The sequence below is a fragment of the Rhodobacteraceae bacterium Araon29 genome, from assembly GCA_039640505.1.
Classification (GTDB): domain Bacteria; phylum Pseudomonadota; class Alphaproteobacteria; order Rhodobacterales; family Rhodobacteraceae; genus CABZJG01.
Genome location: CP046865.1, coordinates 3,304,982 through 3,319,601 on the forward strand (window position 1 = coordinate 3,304,982; position 14,620 = coordinate 3,319,601).

The window sequence follows — 14,620 nt, forward strand, 5'->3', positions numbered from 1 at the left end:
TCACAGATGATAGGCAGGTGTGTATTTGAAAGGAATATAAATGTTTTACAAGGACGAACGGCTTGCGCTGTTCATCGATGGCTCTAACCTTTATGCAGCCGCAAAATCCTTAGGGTTTGACATCGACTACAAACTTCTTCGTACAGAATTTATGCGCCGTGGTAAAATGCTCAGAGCGTTTTATTACACAGCTTTGCTGGATAACGAAGAATACTCACCCATTAGGCCGCTGGTTGATTGGTTAAACTATAATGGTTTTACCATGGTCACCAAAACAGCCAAAGAATATACGGACAGCCAAGGCCGCCGAAAAGTCAAAGGCAATATGGACATTGAGCTGACCGTTAATGCTATGGAACTGGCACCCTATGTGGATCATATTGTGCTATTTTCAGGAGATGGCGATTTCCGGCCTCTTGTTGAAAGTCTCCAACGCAAGGGTGTTAGAGTATCAGTAGTCTCAACAATTCGCAGCCAACCACCGATGATCGCAGATGAGTTGCGCCGCCAAGCAGACAATTTCATAGAATTAGATGGTCTGCGTGATGTCATTGGTCGACCCCCTCGAGAAGATTCGGAATTAGAGCAAGAGTATGCTGTCTAATTTTATGACGCCTCCTCTGTGAATCAGAGGGGGCTTATTTAATTTACTCACATAATTTCCATTTTCAAAATTAGTTCCCAAACCTTTGTCTGGATAAGAAAACTCTGAGGCTGCGGATTTCCAAACTTTTGAGATTATGTTTGTAGAATGTTTAATTGCTACGTAAAATATGCTTCAAGTCCTCAATGGCCGAAGTTGAGAAACTGGAGAATGCATGACACGTCCAGCGTTACAATTATACTTGGCAGCTCCTCGTGGATTTTGCGCGGGCGTTGACCGCGCCATTCAAATAGTAGAAATGGCTTTAGAAAAATGGGGCGCACCGGTTTATGTGCGACATGAAATCGTGCACAATAAATTTGTTGTTGATGGTTTGCGGCGCAAGGGAGCCATATTTGTAGATGAATTAGAACAATGCCCTGATGATCGACCTGTGATTTTTTCAGCCCATGGAGTGCCAAAAGCTGTGCCTGCAGCAGCAGCCAAACGAGACATGGTGTATGTTGATGCCACTTGCCCCTTGGTCAGCAAAGTTCACATCGAGGCAGATCGACATTATCAAGCTGGCCTTCAAATAGTCATGATTGGCCATGACGGTCACCCAGAAACAATCGGTACGATGGGACAGCTTCCAGAAGGAGAAGTGCTTTTGGTTGAAACCGCAAAAGACGTATCAGCTTTAAACGTCCGGGATCCCCAAAAATTGGCCTATGTAACACAAACAACTTTGTCGATTGATGATACTGCAACGGTTGTTTCTGCTCTAAGCAAAAGGTTTCCTGCAATTGTTGGGCCGCATAAAGAAGACATATGTTATGCCACAACCAACCGGCAGCTTGCAGTGAAACAAATAGCACCCCAAGTCGACGCTTTAATTGTTGTCGGGGCTCCTAATTCGTCAAATTCAAAGAGGCTTGTTGAAGTGGCTTCAAAGGCTGGTTGTAAGTATGCACAACTTGTTCAACGGGCAACCGAAATAGACTGGCGCTCACTGGAAAATATTCGCTCTGTTGGTGTGACCGCTGGAGCTTCTGCTCCTGAAGTGCTTGTGAATGAGGTTGTAGAAGTATTTCAACAGCGCTTTTCGGTCACCATAGAAAAGATCGAAACAGCGCAAGAAAACATTAGCTTTAAAGTGCCCAAAATTTTAAGACAGGCATGATTATAGTTTGAAGATAAACCAATCGTTACTTTATTCAGTTTTTGAGGCGAGAGAAAAATTTATGAATGGAGTTCCCCGACCTGCATTACTTCTTGGCCTAGCAGGTGTTTTGCCGTTTTGTTGGGGTGTTCTGACCATGCAATTTGATGCGTTGTCGCACTTCACACTCGTATATGCAGGATCACGCTTTGTTGGACCCTTTGTGCAGCTATTTTACGGTGCCGTAATTTTATCTTTCATGTCTGGAGTTTTGTGGGGGTATTCCACAAATTTGAATGGTAAATCCGCAGTTGTGGGATATTCGCTCTCTGTTCTTCCTGCCCTCTGGGCTTTTTTTTCGGCAAGTGGCAGCCCGGAACAAACTGGTCAAAATCTAATTTTTGGCTTTTTTGGCCTTTTGGCAATTGATTGGTATTTCTGGTCTCGCGGCTTTGCCCCTAATTGGTGGATGAAGCTCAGGCTTCTTCTGACTTTTCTCGTAATATCTCTATTAGCTGTTGGAGTTTACCTATGAAGCCAGACGCCACGACAATTGATATCTATAATTCAAAGGCTGATGAATATACAAATCTTTCGAAGGATGTTGATCAAGACATCCGGTTAGAGAATTTCACTAACACATTGCCAGCCAAGGCACACGTCCTTGACTACGGATGTGGACCAGGCACCTCCGCTGCATATTTTGCGGACAAGGGCATGGTCACCCATGCATTTGACGCCTCACAAGAAATGGTAAAATTGGCCAGTCGCCATCCTTTGGTTAAAGTATGGCAAGCGGGATTTCATGAGTTTAATAAAATTGATGCCTATGAAGGTGTCTGGGCAAGCTTTTCTCTTTTGCATGCACCACGCAGCGATATGGAGGGCTTGCTGATTGCAATCCACAAAAGCCTTAAGGCAGGAGGCAAGTTTTGCCTCAGTTTGAAACTGGGAAAAGGCGAAGCGCGTGATGCGCTCGGGCGACTTTACACATACTATCAGCAAGAGGAGCTTGAAGCCTTATTGAGTGCAGCGGGTTTCACATGGGAAAACTATCTCACTGGCAGCAGCAAAGGTTTGGATGGAAGCACTGCAAAATGGATTTCGGTTTTTGCGCATGCCTGATTTGTTCGCATATACTGATGGTGCCTGTTCGGGCAACCCGGGCCCCGGTGGATGGGGTGTTTTGCTACAAGCCAAAAAGCAGAAGGACGTTTTAAAAGAGCGGACTTTGCAAGGTGGCGCGCCGCAAACCACAAATAATCAAATGGAATTATTGGCAGCAATTCATGCCCTAGAGACACTTGAAAAACCAAGCGAAATAACAATTGTAACAGATAGCAATTACGTCAAAAATGGCATCTCTCTTTGGCTAAAGAACTGGAAAAAAAATGGATGGCGAACGGCTGCAAAAAAGCCGGTTAAAAATGCTGAGCTTTGGAAAAGATTGGACACAGCCTGTGGGCCTCATCAGGTTGTGTGGCAATGGGTGAAAGGCCACGCCGGCCATCCTGAAAACGAGCGAGCAGATGCCTTAGCTCGCCAAGGCATGGCACCATTTAAAGATAACTCACCATAAACGGCAAAAATTTATATTCATCCGTAAGATCAGCTTTTCCTAATTTGCTTTTTCATATTCTTTGAATTCAAAAATTATTTAACTGTGAAATCAGCAAAATCACCTTCACCTTTATCAGAGGTAAAACGGATTTTTTTTCCGTTGCTTGAAACTTGCTGGCAATTATAGCCCAAGTTTCGTGACCCCCAGAATAAATCACGGCAAAAATAGTTGTTTTCCCATGTCCATTGCCCGGTTACGTTCAGCATTGCGGCCCGTCCGTTTATTTTGCCATCTTCGGTTACTTCAAGCCGAATAAGAGGCCGTTTTAACGTTTTGTCTTTGATCTCCGCGATAAATGCATTTTTGTCCTTAATAACTAGATACTCAGACCATGCGACTGAAGAGACAGCGCTGAAAAGAGCAAAATAAAAGAAACATGATACTATACGCATAGGCAAAGACCCCAAACCATCCTGCTATGCTTTTAAATATTCCTCTACCACATTAAGACAAGCCAAGAACATCGAACATTGTATATTCACCCGGCGGCTTTCCTTGACCCCATAAGGCTGCCTTGAGCGCCCCACGGGCAAAAACAGACCGGTCCGTGGCAATATGGCGAAGATGTATGCGTTCACCTGTTGCTGCAAACATCACATCATGTTCACCAACAATGTCGCCACCGCGCACAGATACAAATCCAATATCGCCGGTCTTTCTGCGTCCAACGATCCCGTTTCGATTAACATCTGTGACATCCTTCAGTGCGACACCGCGACCATCTGCTGCCGCCTCTCCCAGCATCAAGGCTGTGCCCGAAGGAGCATCAACTTTTTGATTATGGTGCGCTTCAATAATCTCGATATCAAAATCATCATCCAAGGCTTCTGAAACTAATTTTGTTAATTTTACCAACAAATTAACCCCAAGAGACATGTTTCCAGCTCTGATGATTGTTGCATGGCGTGCCGCGCTCGCAATCTTTTCAAAATGTTTGTCGTCCATGCCTGTTGTTCCAATAACGTGCACGATGCGGGCCTGCGCGGCAAGCGCAGCAAATTCCATGGTCGCATCTGGGGATGTAAAGTCGATCACGCAATTGGCTTTAGAAAACGAGGGGAGCGGGTCTTCCTCAACCGTTACACCAATTTCCGCCATCCCCATTGAAAGACCAATATCTTGTCCAAGCCAGGGATGCCCTGAGCGTTCAATAGCCCCAACCAAATTCATTCGGTCGGATTGGGCAACGGTATTGATCAGCATTTGGCCCATTCGGCCAGAAGCCCCTGTAACAACAACGCCAATTGGATCAGGCATAACGAAGAACTCCATTTTACAAGTCTTTTCTGTCTTTACGCGACTCGAGCGACTTGGCAAAGCCCAATCAAGCGCGTAGACAAAACTTATGGCAAAGAATAAGTTTTACAACGGTCCCGGTCCATCCCAACGCCAATTGCGCGTTGGGGAACTCATAAGACGTACGTTATCGGACGTTTTGGCTCGGGGTGATATACATGACCCAGACCTTAATCGGGTTTCAGTCACAGTAGGTGAAGTCAGCGCATCCCCAGATCTAAAGGTAGCCACGGCCTATGTATGCCCCTTGGGTGGGCAAGGCGGCGAGAATTTGATTGCATTGCTCGCCAAAAATAAATACGAAATCCGCCGGGCAATTTCCAAAGAATTAACTTTAAAGTTCACACCAGACCTGAGGTTTCGATTGGATGAAACCTTTGACCGAATGGATGAGACACGCCGACTTTTTTCACAAGACGCCGTGCGTCAAGATTTGGATGATAAATGATCCGTAGCCTTGCGCTATTACTTTTCTTGACGAGTCCGATATATGCGCTTGAGTGCAAAAATGACCAGTTTGAAGATATTCCTTTCTCGATATGCAGCGCCAATATCAAACAAGATGACCTTAGAATTTTTCTAAAAAATGATAACAATGATGTGTTTGGTCGCTTTCAAACACTAGATACATACCTTCAAAGCCAAAGCCTAACTTTAGATTTTGCAATGAATGGCGGTATGTTCCGGCTAGACCTTACCCCAGTGGGGCTTTATATTGAAGATGGTAAGGTGTTGCGCAGGGCCGTTTCTCAGGCAGGGCCGGGAAATTTTGGGATGTTGCCCAATGGAGTTTTTTGTATCTCAGAACACTCGGTGCAGGTTTTGGAAACCAGCGCTTACCTACAAGAAAACCCAAACTGCCTATTTGCCACTCAATCTGGGCCTATGTTGGTAATCGGTGGAAAATTACACCCAAGATTCCTAGAAAATAGCTCGTCTCAGTTTATCAGAAATGGTGTCGGGACATCACAGGAAGGCCAGTGGGCTCACTTTGTTATCACAAATAGGCCGATCATATTTCATAAATTTGCAAGATTATTCAAAGATCATCTGGGATTGAATTCGGCTTTGTACTTGGATGGGAATGTGTCCCAGATGTATGCACCCCTTATTAACCGGGTGGGCCATAGCCGGTCTTTAGGGCCAATTATTGGTGTTGTATCCCCGGCAGCCCACTGATTTTAGCCACCGGGAAAAGCGCAAAGCATCGGTCGTTTAGTTTATTGATGTTCCATCAATAATGGATGACCCCACAGATTCAATTTCGATCCGGCGGGGCTTTAACGCCTCGGGGACTTCTCGCTTAAGATCAATGTTTAACATGCCATCCGCATAACTTGCCGCAATAACCCTTACATGATCGGCCAAATCAAACTTGCGTTCAAAGCTTCTTGTGGCGATACCTCGATGTAAATAGCTCTTTGCATCTTTGGTCTCAGATTTTTTAGCCGCAACCACCAAAGCACTTTCTTTGACCTCGACGATTAGGTCTTTTTCAGAAAAGCCGGCCACTGCAATAGAAATACGATAGGCGTCATCATCTGTCTTTTCGATGTTATAGGGTGGATAAGTTGTGTTTGGGTTATCACCCGACGACACACGGTCTATCAAATCAGCGATTTGATCAAATCCAATGCTCGCACTGTATAGTGGTGTAAAGTCAAAATGTCTCATAGAGTCCTCCATTGAGCGACAAAAGTTAAACCTGTCTCGATAGACCAGGCGATCATTTACGAGCCCAATCGTGGCGCTCGCACAGAAGACATGGGTAAGCAAAAGTACTTTTACAAGATTAGGCGTATGATGATATTCCCAGAAATATCCATTTGGGTTGATCGTCTCTTAAATGCCCTATGACCCATCCCCATTGGCCAAGATATTTTGAAGCCGACTTAATGACCGTTCAAGCAATGGGCCAAAAACTAATTTTTCCTGAGCCGTTTGCACCACGGCAGATACGATTGATACAATCATTGGTCCCTGTTCGGAAAAATAGAAAACTGGAGCGCCCGAAGCCCCAAAATCAACATCGCAATTCAGTGAAAGTATATCTTCTGTCTGGTCAGAAATATCGCAGCTGCTTTGAATTGATGGCGCATTTATCCGGCCCAGCGCATAGGAAACAACGGCCACCGACTTTTGGTCATTAGGCAGTGCGGCAATTGCAAAGGGTTGAACTGAGTGTTTTTTGATAGGGTGTAAAAGCTTTAGCAAAGCAACATCATTTCTAACACTTTCAATTTTTGGCATTTCAGAAACGTGATTGGTCGGAAAAGTCACCGACTTTGCGATCATGCTATATGCCTCAGCTCGTCCGTTTCGCCAACCGGCTTGAAATTCCAAATGACCAAGGTCAAGCCCTTCGCCTGTAGTGAAGTCATAAACACAATGTGATGCGGTCAATATCAAATCTGGCGCAACGAGCGTTGCGGTGCAAAAGCTCTGACCATTTTTGTAAGAGAGCCTTCCAACAGCCATCCAGTCGCGGCCCTGATCCAAGGTTTCCAAACTGGTAAGGTCACTGGTGTCTGCCATAGACCCTGTAAGCGAAAATATTTGTAAAACAAATGCTAGAAAATACCGCACCAAACCGCCTCCGCAACTGACGCATTGCCACGTTTTAACCCATTGCTGTAATTCCTAAAGCTGTTTGCCGATTAAAGCAATTTAGGATTTCAAGGTGACGTTTCTAAAGCATTGGCCAATGCCGCCGGAACAGGGCCACCGCTTGCCCAATCCAAAAGCTCAATGGTATGGACAATCGGCACTGATGTACCATTGCCAATTTGCATCATACATCCAAGATTTCCAGTGGCAATGACATCGGGCTTTGTTGCTTCCAATGTTTGTACTTTTCGGGATTGTAAAAGCGTTGAGATTTCTGGTTGAAGAATATTATATGTGCCCGCTGAGCCACAGCATAAATGCGAATCTGCAGGCTCTACAACGTCAAAACCAGCTTGTTTTAAAAGCATTTTAGGTGGGTTTTTAACCTTTTGGCCGTGTTGTAGAGAACAGGCTGCATGGTAGGCGACTTTCAAGTCCTGAGTTTTGCATTCGGGCAGTTCTAGTTCAACCAAGAATTCAGTGACATCTTTTGTGATGGAAGCAATCGCTTCAGCGTCCTTTGCCAATTCGGTATTGCGAAACATATGGCCATAATCTTTGACCGTCGTGCCGCAACCGCTGGTATTAATGATAATCGCATCTAATCCTTGATTTTGCATTTCTGAACGCCATGCATTAATGTTTTTAGCCGCCGCCGCGTGGCTTTCATTGGTTTTCCCCATGTGGTGGGTCAATGCACCACAGCACCCCTGACCCTGTGCGATCACAATTTCGCAACCCAATCGCTGTAATAAACGAATGGTTGCGTCGTTGATATCCGTGTTCAATGCGCGTTGGGCACAGCCCGTCATAAGTGCCACTCTTTTTTTGGTTACCCCACTTGCCTTGAAAGATTGCGGATCATCATTTCGGCTCACTGGAGGTATGTTTTTTGGCGCCAGAGCAATCATGGCGCGCAAACGCTTGCTGGGGATCAATCGCGCAAAAGGGCGCGCCAATTTAGCGGCTGCAAGAGCCAGTCGAAATCGGATGGGATAGGGCAAAATTTTAGACAAAGCGAAACGCAACATACGATCAAAGAGAGGTCGTTTATAATTCTGATCAATGTAAGAGCGTGCGTGATCAACCAAATGCATATAATGCACACCGGAAGGGCATGTTGTCATGCAGGCCAAGCACGACAGACATCTATCGATGTGTTGAACTGTTTTTTCATCTGGCACCCGCTCGTTTTCAAGCATGTCCTTGATCAAATATATGCGGCCTCTCGGGCTGTCTAATTCATCCCCTAACACTTGGTAGGTTGGACAGGTCGCTGTGCAAAACCCGCAGTGCACGCAAGACCTTAAAATAGAATTAGACCGGCTCATGTCTGAATCATCTAGGCTTTTTGGTTCAAAAAATGTCTGCATATTTACCCCATAAGCCCCGCATTAAGTATGCCCCGCGGATCAAATTTACTGCGGATTTTTTCTGATAAATCTGCAACCAACGGCGATTGGGGCTGAAACTTGGGAATGCTCCCACTCTTACCTCGCACCCGGGTCGCATGACCTCCAAACTTGGATAATGGCTGCCGAGGGTTGCTACCTTTAGGTAAAGTCCCCCAAATTAAACCGCCTGACCAGTCATATAGATGCTGATTAAAGCCAATGGCTGAAACAATTTTGGGGGCAGCGGTTGGTTTGACCGATAACTTCCAAATATCTGCATCTTTATCTGCAAAAACATCTACATTGCGTATTTTGGACCAGAGGCTTTCGCTTTGAGTGGCGTTTGCCACCTGTGCTTCGCCAAATTTTTTCAAATAGGCTTGCAACTTTTCGGTGCGGTAAAGAACCGACTCGTTAAAACCTTCAATTCTTAAATAGGTTTGTTTTTCGCTTGGCGCATGTGCTGCTCCTGATACATCAAAGGGTGAATTCATAGCCGTGGTCAAAGCATCAATGGCAGTTTCATCATCCAAACCCTCCAGGATCAAAGTGGATTGGGTTTCCGCAATAGGCAGGACTTTGAATGCAACCTGCGTGATCACACCTAATGTGCCGTAGCTTCCTGCAAGTAATTTAACCAGATCGTATCCGGTAACATTCTTCATCACGCTGCCACCTGATTTAAGGATATTGCCGCTGCCATCCACAAATCTAACCCCAAGCAAAAAATCGCGGGCTGCCCCGACTTGAATGCGCCTTGGCCCGCTTATGTTTGCTGCAAATGCACCGCCAATTGTAGGCGATCCTCCTAAAGCCAGCATCGCTTGGGAATCCATCGGCTCAAACGGTAGTCTTTGGCCTTCTTGGTCCAATGCTGCTGCTATTTCCTTTAGCGGTGTTCCCGCTTGAGCGATCATTGTTAACGCCCCTGGTTGGTAGTCAATGATGCCGCTCAGTCCTTTTGTTTCAAGAGAGTTGCCGCCGCGTTCGCATACGCCGCGCGTACCGCCCCCAAAGATGCTTAATCCTCGATTTGTCTCGCGGATAACCTGTGCCACCTCAGCTTCGGTTTTTGGCTGGAAAATATTCATATATCTATTTGCTTAACTCAATGACCCATTGGAATTGCGACGCTCTGCTGAACTGTCCAAGGGGAAGACCTTGGCTGGGTTCAAAAGCCATTTGGGGTCAAATACATCTTTAATTTGCATTTGCGCCTCAAGATCAACAGCTTGAAATTGAACAGGCATTAAATCCCTTTTTTCAATGCCGACACCATGTTCACCGGTCAAGCAACCGCCAACTTCCACGCAGAGCTTTAAAATTTCTGCCCCAAATGCCTCACAGGTCTCAAGATCACCGGGCTTGTTGGCATCGTACAAAATCAAAGGGTGTAGGTTGCCATCCCCTGCATGAAAAACATTGCCGACCTTTAATCCAAATTCTTCACTTAATTCATTCATGCGCCGCAAAACATAAGGCAATTGAGTTACAGGAATAGTTCCATCAAGGCACATGTAGTCGTTCAATTGGCCCATGGCGCCAAACGCCGATTTTCGGCCGAGCCAAATTCTATTGGCTTGATCTTCATCTTTTGCCTCTCGCAATTCGACCGGATCATGCTTGCGCGCAATTGCGGTGATTTTTTCCAATTGCTCTTCAATTTCCGCTTGGCTACCTTCGACTTCAACGATCAGCAAGGCTTCACAAAGCGGATATCCAGCGCCTGCAAAAGCATCGGTTGCTTGGATACATGGCCTATCCATAAACTCGATCGCAACAGGAAGAACACCAGCCTTTACAATATCGGCCACACAAACGCCCGCAGTTTCATTGTTATCAAATCCGATCAACACCGGGCGCGCGCCTTCTGGTTTTGGCAAAATACGCAGCGTGGCTTCGGTTACCATGCCCAATTGACCCTCTGAGCCACAAATCAACCCCAATAGATCAAGCCCTTCTGCATCCAGATGCGGGCCACCAATTTCTATAATGTCCCCTTGCATGGTCACAAATTTGACCCCCAAAAGGTTGTTTGATGTCACGCCATATTTCAAACAATGCGCGCCGCCGGAATTCATTGCAATATTGCCCGCTATGGCACAGGCCAACTGGCTTGAGGGGTCAGGTGCATAAAAGAAGCCATCGGCCTCAACCGCACCCGTGACGCTCAAATTCGTTCGGCCGGACTGTACCTTGATATATCGGTCTGGATAATTGGTCTCTAAGACAGCGTTCATACGTGCAACACCGATTATTACACTATCAGCTGTGGGCAAAGCACCACCAGATAATGAAGTGCCTGAACCCCGAGGTACAACCGGGACCCGCATTTCGTTGCAGATTTTCAAAACTGCCGAGATTTCTTCTGTTGTTCTGGGTAAAACAGCGACCATCGGAGGACAGCGATATGCCGAAAGTGCATCACATTCATAGGCTTTGGTCTCAGCTTCATGATCGATCACTGCATCTCGCGGCAAAACGCTCAGCAACCTTTTAACCAGTTCCGGTTTCCGATTTAACACGTTTTGGTCGGGGGTGGGCATTTCCATGGCAACTTCCTTATTGGTAATAAATTATAACCAATTTAGCCGAAACGCAAGGGTTTTTTAAAATCCAACAACCTTATTCGTGAAAAATCTCGCTTGAAAAATATATCCTTTGCTAAGAGGGTAATATCACCAATTGGAGTGGCAATATCAATGAGCGCAAAACCGTTAGATCCTGCCTCGGCTGACTCAATAGCAACAACGGTAATGGCCGCGACCAAGACCCGTGGACTTCCACCAGTTGAAAAATGGAACCCACCGTTTTGCGGCGATCTCGATATGCGCATTGCGCGCGATGGAACGTGGTTTTACCTTGGCACCCCCATCGGACGGTTTGAGCTGGTTAAGCTTTTTTCTTCAGTGCTTCGCAAGGATGGAGATAAATATTTTTTGGTTACGCCTGTTGAAAAAGTTGGGATAACTGTGGACGATGCTCCATTTGTGGCCATTGACTTCAATGCCTTGGAACAGGGCAAAGAGCAAACTCTACAGTTTGAAACACAGGTTGGTGATTTTTCAATTGCCAATGGAGCCAACCCAATACGGATCGTGCGCGACCCAAAAACTGGGGAGCCGTCACCATATGTCCACATAAGAGCTGGACTTGAAGCTTTGATTGACCGCAAGAGTTTTTATAGGCTCATTGACCTTGGCATCCATGAAACACATAATCAGGAGCAATGGTTTGGGGTCTATTCTTCAGGTACATTTTTTCCCATCATTCCTTCGCAGGAATTGAATGAAGACGGTTCATAAATAGTATTACTATCTCAAATCGTGCTGCCGAGGCATTAATCTAGAAAGCCTGAAACAACATTTACATGGGCACAAAATTCTCTTTGTAAAACCGGCGCCAGTTTTCCCCCATAATCCCGCTTACTTCGGATTTTGAAAGACCGGTCTGAGCAAGGCCTTCGGTAATGTTCCCAAAATCCCGGTTGTCTTGAAACCAGCTTGGCATCGGCGGAAATCCGGGCGCACTGGCCGATCCTTCCCCATAATCTATTTCTTTGCTCCAGCGCCCGACCCGCATCCATTCAACAACACTGTCTGGCTGATCCTGACACAAATCCGAGCCTATTCCCAAACTGTAAACACCATATGAATCTGCCGCGCGGGCAATCATTTCGCAAAAGCTTTGTAATGTGCAATCTGATTTATCTTTGAGGTGATGCGGATACAGTGAAACCCCCAACATACCTCCCGCATCTGTGACAGCTTTTAAAACATCATGCCGCTTGTTGCGCAGAGCAGGGTGCCAAGCGTGAGGGTTGGCATGGGTGATTGCAATAGGCCGTTCGGAAAGCTCTGCCGCTTCGATGGTCGAGCGATCTGCCGAATGGCTCATGTCCACAACAAGGCCCACGCGGTTCATTTCTTTGATCACCTGACGACCCATTCGGGTGATACCTGTGTCCTCTTTTTCATAACAGCCAGTGGCCAGAAGCGACTGGTTGTTATAGGTAAGCTGCATGAAACGTGCCCCTAAGCTATGCACGATTTCCACCAGGCCAATATCATCCTCGATCGGGCTAGGGTTCTGAAAGCCAAAGAATATCGCTGTTCTGTTGCTGTCTCTGGCCCGATCTATATCTTCGGCCCATAGGCCTTTCATAATCAGGTCGGGATACTGTTCAAACCAACGGTTCCATTGTTCAAAGTTCAAAACTGTTTCGCGAAAATTTTCGTGATAGGAAATCGTAACGTGAACTGCATCCACACCACCTTCACGCATCTGGCGGAAGATCTTTTCCGACCAATTTGCATATTGAAGGTTGTCGACGATCATCATGAAGGCTGCCCCGAAAAGATATAAGAGGTTTTCACGGTTGTATAGAACTCGGCCGCATAGCTGCCTTGTTCGCGCGGTCCATACGAGCTGTCGCCGCGCCCGCCAAATGGTACGTGATAGTCCGTACCAGCAGTGGGCAGGTTAACCATGACACAGCCGGTTTTCGCGTGCTGTCTAAAATGCGTTGCCCGGGCAAGGTCTTTGGTCACAATCCCGGACGTCAGTCCAAAATTTGTATCATTTACAACGTGTAAGGCCTCATCATAGCTGCCCACCTTGATCACGGCTGCCAAAGGCGCAAACATTTCTTCGCGGTTTATACGCATGCTATTTGAGCTGCCAATGAACAGCCCGGGTGACATATAAAAACCCTCTGTCGGCATTTCCAAACGTGCCCCACCGCAGGCTAGTTCCGCGCCTTCTGATTGCCCAAGAGCAACGTAATCAAGGTTTTCTTGCAGCTGCTGGGCGCTTACAATGGGGCCGATTTGAGTGCCTTCTTGCAAAGCATGGCCAACCTTCATCGCTTGCGCCCCAGCGATCATTTTTTCCACAAATGCATCATGGATGGCTTGATGCACAACCAAGCGCGATGAGGCGGTGCATTTTTGACCCGAGCCGCCAAATGCCCCGCCCAAAGCCACAGAAACAGCTAGGTCAAGGTCAGCATCATCCATCACCGCAAGGGCGTTTTTTGACCCCATTTCCATCTGCACCTTGGTAAGGTTTTGTGCGGCTGATTGCGCAATTCCTTTGCCAACGGGCACTGAGCCGGTAAAAGAAATCGCATCCACTTTAGGACTTTCCACCAAACGCTGTCCGATGCTGCTTCCTGCCCCCATTACTAGACTAAAGAGGCCCTTGGGAATATCCTGACGGGCTATGATTTCGGTCAGCGCAACGGCAGATGCCGGGGTAAGATTGGCCGGTTTCCACACCACCGCATTGCCGTAAGCCAAGGCGGGGGCAATTTTCCATGACGCAGTGGCGGTCGGAAAGTTCCAAGGCGAAATTATGGCAACGATACCAACAGGTTCGCGGCGAATATCAACATCAATTCCCGGTCGCACAGATTCAGCATTTTCGCCCATTTGCCGCAGGGTTTGCGCTGCATAATAGGTAAAGAACTGACCGGCGCGATAAACTTCGCCCTTGCCTTCCGCAAATGGTTTTCCTTCTTCGCGTGACAGCAAAGTGCCAAGCTCTTCTGCGCGCTCCATCATCTCAGTGCCGATGGCGTTTAAAACGGCATATTTGCGTTCGATCCCATAGGCTGCCCATTCGATTTGGGCCACGGCAGCTTGGTCCAAGGTGGCCTCAAGTTGATCGGACGAGGCCTGCGCGTAAAGCCCGACCAGATCGGATAAATCCGACGGGTTTCGGTTTTCAATTTCGCTTTCCCCAGCAGCCCATTCCCCAGAGATATAATTTTTGTGCAGCGTTCCCATCGGGCGTCCTTTTGTTAAATTTTCCTTGCCACCATGCACTGGTGACCCTAGGCCGTCAAACCCATATCTTTGGGAATTCTGACCCTATAAACCAGCCAAAAACAGGTGACTGTATCGCGTCGGTATCACGTCAGTTTTGCGCAGGTGTGCCAAAAACCGCCGAAATAG

17 protein-coding genes are annotated in these 14,620 nt (G+C 46.8%); 8 read left to right on the forward strand and 9 right to left on the reverse strand.

Translation table 11 applies throughout. From position 1 onward, the window contains the following. Positions 1–40 precede the first annotated feature (40 nt). From GN278_16040 to rnhA, 5 genes are all read left to right on the forward strand, one after another. On the forward strand, positions 41–604 hold the full coding sequence (locus GN278_16040; protein XAT62140.1) for an NYN domain-containing protein: 564 nt from the start codon (positions 41–43) through the stop codon (positions 602–604). A 214-nt stretch (positions 605–818) separates the two neighbouring features. Beyond that, a complete protein-coding gene (ispH, locus tag GN278_16045) occupies positions 819–1,766 on the forward strand; it encodes a 4-hydroxy-3-methylbut-2-enyl diphosphate reductase (GenBank protein ID XAT62141.1) in 948 nt (315 codons plus the stop codon). A 61-nt stretch (positions 1,767–1,827) separates the two neighbouring features. Continuing rightward, on the forward strand, positions 1,828–2,280 hold the full coding sequence (locus GN278_16050) for a DUF3429 family protein (protein ID XAT62142.1): 453 nt from the start codon (positions 1,828–1,830) through the stop codon (positions 2,278–2,280). After that, positions 2,277–2,870 (forward strand): methyltransferase domain-containing protein, encoded by a 594-nt coding sequence (locus GN278_16055; GenBank protein XAT62143.1) that lies wholly within the window; start codon positions 2,277–2,279, stop codon positions 2,868–2,870. The genes GN278_16050 and GN278_16055 overlap by 4 nt, the downstream gene beginning before the upstream one ends. Beyond that, positions 2,863–3,324, forward strand: coding sequence for a ribonuclease HI (rnhA, locus tag GN278_16060; protein XAT62144.1), 462 nt, complete (start codon positions 2,863–2,865; stop codon positions 3,322–3,324). Before GN278_16055 ends, rnhA begins: the two co-directional genes overlap by 8 nt. 74 nt (positions 3,325–3,398) lie before the next feature. Here the strand turns inward: rnhA and GN278_16065 are convergent, their stop codons facing one another. Together GN278_16065 and GN278_16070 are read right to left on the reverse strand one after the other, a co-directional pair. After that, a complete protein-coding gene (locus GN278_16065) occupies positions 3,399–3,758 on the reverse strand; it encodes a dihydrodipicolinate reductase (GenBank protein ID XAT62145.1) in 360 nt (119 codons plus the stop codon). 52 nt (positions 3,759–3,810) lie between these two features. Then, positions 3,811–4,623, reverse strand: coding sequence for a 4-hydroxy-tetrahydrodipicolinate reductase (locus GN278_16070; GenBank protein XAT62146.1), 813 nt, complete (start codon positions 4,621–4,623; stop codon positions 3,811–3,813). Between the two features lie 88 nt (positions 4,624–4,711). On the opposite strand from GN278_16070, the gene rbfA reads away from it, so the two are divergent. Then, entirely contained in the window at positions 4,712–5,110 is a 399-nt protein-coding gene (gene rbfA / locus GN278_16075; protein ID XAT62147.1) for a 30S ribosome-binding factor RbfA, read from the forward strand. Then, entirely contained in the window at positions 5,110–5,841 is a 732-nt protein-coding gene (locus GN278_16080; protein ID XAT62712.1) for a hypothetical protein, read from the forward strand. Before rbfA ends, GN278_16080 begins: the two co-directional genes overlap by 1 nt. Before the next feature lie 36 nt (positions 5,842–5,877). On the opposite strand, the gene GN278_16085 is transcribed toward GN278_16080, so the two are convergent. The 5 genes from GN278_16085 to GN278_16105 form a co-directional block, all read right to left on the reverse strand. Beyond that, positions 5,878–6,336 carry an Hsp20 family protein gene (locus GN278_16085; GenBank protein ID XAT62148.1) on the reverse strand — a complete coding sequence of 153 codons (459 nt, stop codon included), beginning with the start codon at positions 6,334–6,336 and terminating at the stop codon, positions 5,878–5,880. A gap of 177 nt (positions 6,337–6,513) precedes the next feature. Further along, complete coding sequence (locus GN278_16090) at positions 6,514–7,248, reverse strand: trypsin-like serine protease (protein XAT62149.1); 735 nt, start codon at positions 7,246–7,248, stop codon at positions 6,514–6,516. Between the two features lie 89 nt (positions 7,249–7,337). After that, the gene (gene glcF, locus GN278_16095) at positions 7,338–8,642 is read right to left on the reverse strand and encodes a glycolate oxidase subunit GlcF (GenBank protein XAT62150.1); all 1,305 of its coding nucleotides are present in this window, start codon (positions 8,640–8,642) and stop codon (positions 7,338–7,340) included. Positions 8,643–8,644: 2 nt separating this feature from the next. Next, complete coding sequence (locus GN278_16100) at positions 8,645–9,754, reverse strand: FAD-binding protein (GenBank protein XAT62151.1); 1,110 nt, start codon at positions 9,752–9,754, stop codon at positions 8,645–8,647. A 12-nt stretch (positions 9,755–9,766) separates the two neighbouring features. Beyond that, a complete protein-coding gene (locus tag GN278_16105; protein ID XAT62152.1) occupies positions 9,767–11,215 on the reverse strand; it encodes an FAD-binding protein in 1,449 nt (482 codons plus the stop codon). Positions 11,216–11,365: 150 nt separating this feature from the next. On the opposite strand from GN278_16105, the gene GN278_16110 reads away from it, so the two are divergent. Further along, complete coding sequence (locus GN278_16110) at positions 11,366–11,968, forward strand: DUF1285 domain-containing protein (protein ID XAT62153.1); 603 nt, start codon at positions 11,366–11,368, stop codon at positions 11,966–11,968. Between the two features lie 61 nt (positions 11,969–12,029). Here the strand turns inward: GN278_16110 and GN278_16115 are convergent, their stop codons facing one another. Together GN278_16115 and GN278_16120 are read right to left on the reverse strand one after the other, a co-directional pair. After that, positions 12,030–13,004, reverse strand: coding sequence for a membrane dipeptidase (locus GN278_16115; GenBank protein ID XAT62154.1), 975 nt, complete (start codon positions 13,002–13,004; stop codon positions 12,030–12,032). Next, positions 13,001–14,452 (reverse strand): aldehyde dehydrogenase family protein, encoded by a 1,452-nt coding sequence (locus tag GN278_16120; GenBank protein XAT62155.1) that lies wholly within the window; start codon positions 14,450–14,452, stop codon positions 13,001–13,003. The genes GN278_16115 and GN278_16120 overlap by 4 nt, the downstream gene beginning before the upstream one ends. Positions 14,453–14,620 lie beyond the last annotated feature (168 nt).

Bases quoted from the DNA above. Each gene is read 5' to 3' on its own strand.
- GN278_16040 (XAT62140.1), top strand. From the start codon at position 41: ATGTTTTACAAGGACGAACGGCTTGCGCTGTTCATCGATGGCTCTAAC.
- ispH (XAT62141.1), top strand. From the start codon at position 819: ATGACACGTCCAGCGTTACAATTATACTTGGCAGCTCCTCGTGGATTT.
- GN278_16050 (XAT62142.1), top strand. From the start codon at position 1,828: ATGAATGGAGTTCCCCGACCTGCATTACTTCTTGGCCTAGCAGGTGTT.
- GN278_16055 (XAT62143.1), top strand. From the start codon at position 2,277: ATGAAGCCAGACGCCACGACAATTGATATCTATAATTCAAAGGCTGAT.
- rnhA (XAT62144.1), top strand. From the start codon at position 2,863: ATGCCTGATTTGTTCGCATATACTGATGGTGCCTGTTCGGGCAACCCG.
- GN278_16065 (XAT62145.1), bottom strand. From the start codon at position 3,758: ATGCGTATAGTATCATGTTTCTTTTATTTTGCTCTTTTCAGCGCTGTC.
- GN278_16070 (XAT62146.1), bottom strand. From the start codon at position 4,623: ATGCCTGATCCAATTGGCGTTGTTGTTACAGGGGCTTCTGGCCGAATG.
- rbfA (XAT62147.1), top strand. From the start codon at position 4,712: ATGGCAAAGAATAAGTTTTACAACGGTCCCGGTCCATCCCAACGCCAA.
- GN278_16085 (XAT62148.1), bottom strand. From the start codon at position 6,336: ATGAGACATTTTGACTTTACACCACTATACAGTGCGAGCATTGGATTT.
- glcF (XAT62150.1), bottom strand. From the start codon at position 8,642: ATGCAGACATTTTTTGAACCAAAAAGCCTAGATGATTCAGACATGAGC.
- GN278_16100 (XAT62151.1), bottom strand. From the start codon at position 9,754: ATGAATATTTTCCAGCCAAAAACCGAAGCTGAGGTGGCACAGGTTATC.
- GN278_16105 (XAT62152.1), bottom strand. From the start codon at position 11,215: ATGGAAATGCCCACCCCCGACCAAAACGTGTTAAATCGGAAACCGGAA.
- GN278_16110 (XAT62153.1), top strand. From the start codon at position 11,366: ATGAGCGCAAAACCGTTAGATCCTGCCTCGGCTGACTCAATAGCAACA.
- GN278_16115 (XAT62154.1), bottom strand. From the start codon at position 13,004: ATGATGATCGTCGACAACCTTCAATATGCAAATTGGTCGGAAAAGATC.
- GN278_16120 (XAT62155.1), bottom strand. From the start codon at position 14,452: ATGGGAACGCTGCACAAAAATTATATCTCTGGGGAATGGGCTGCTGGG.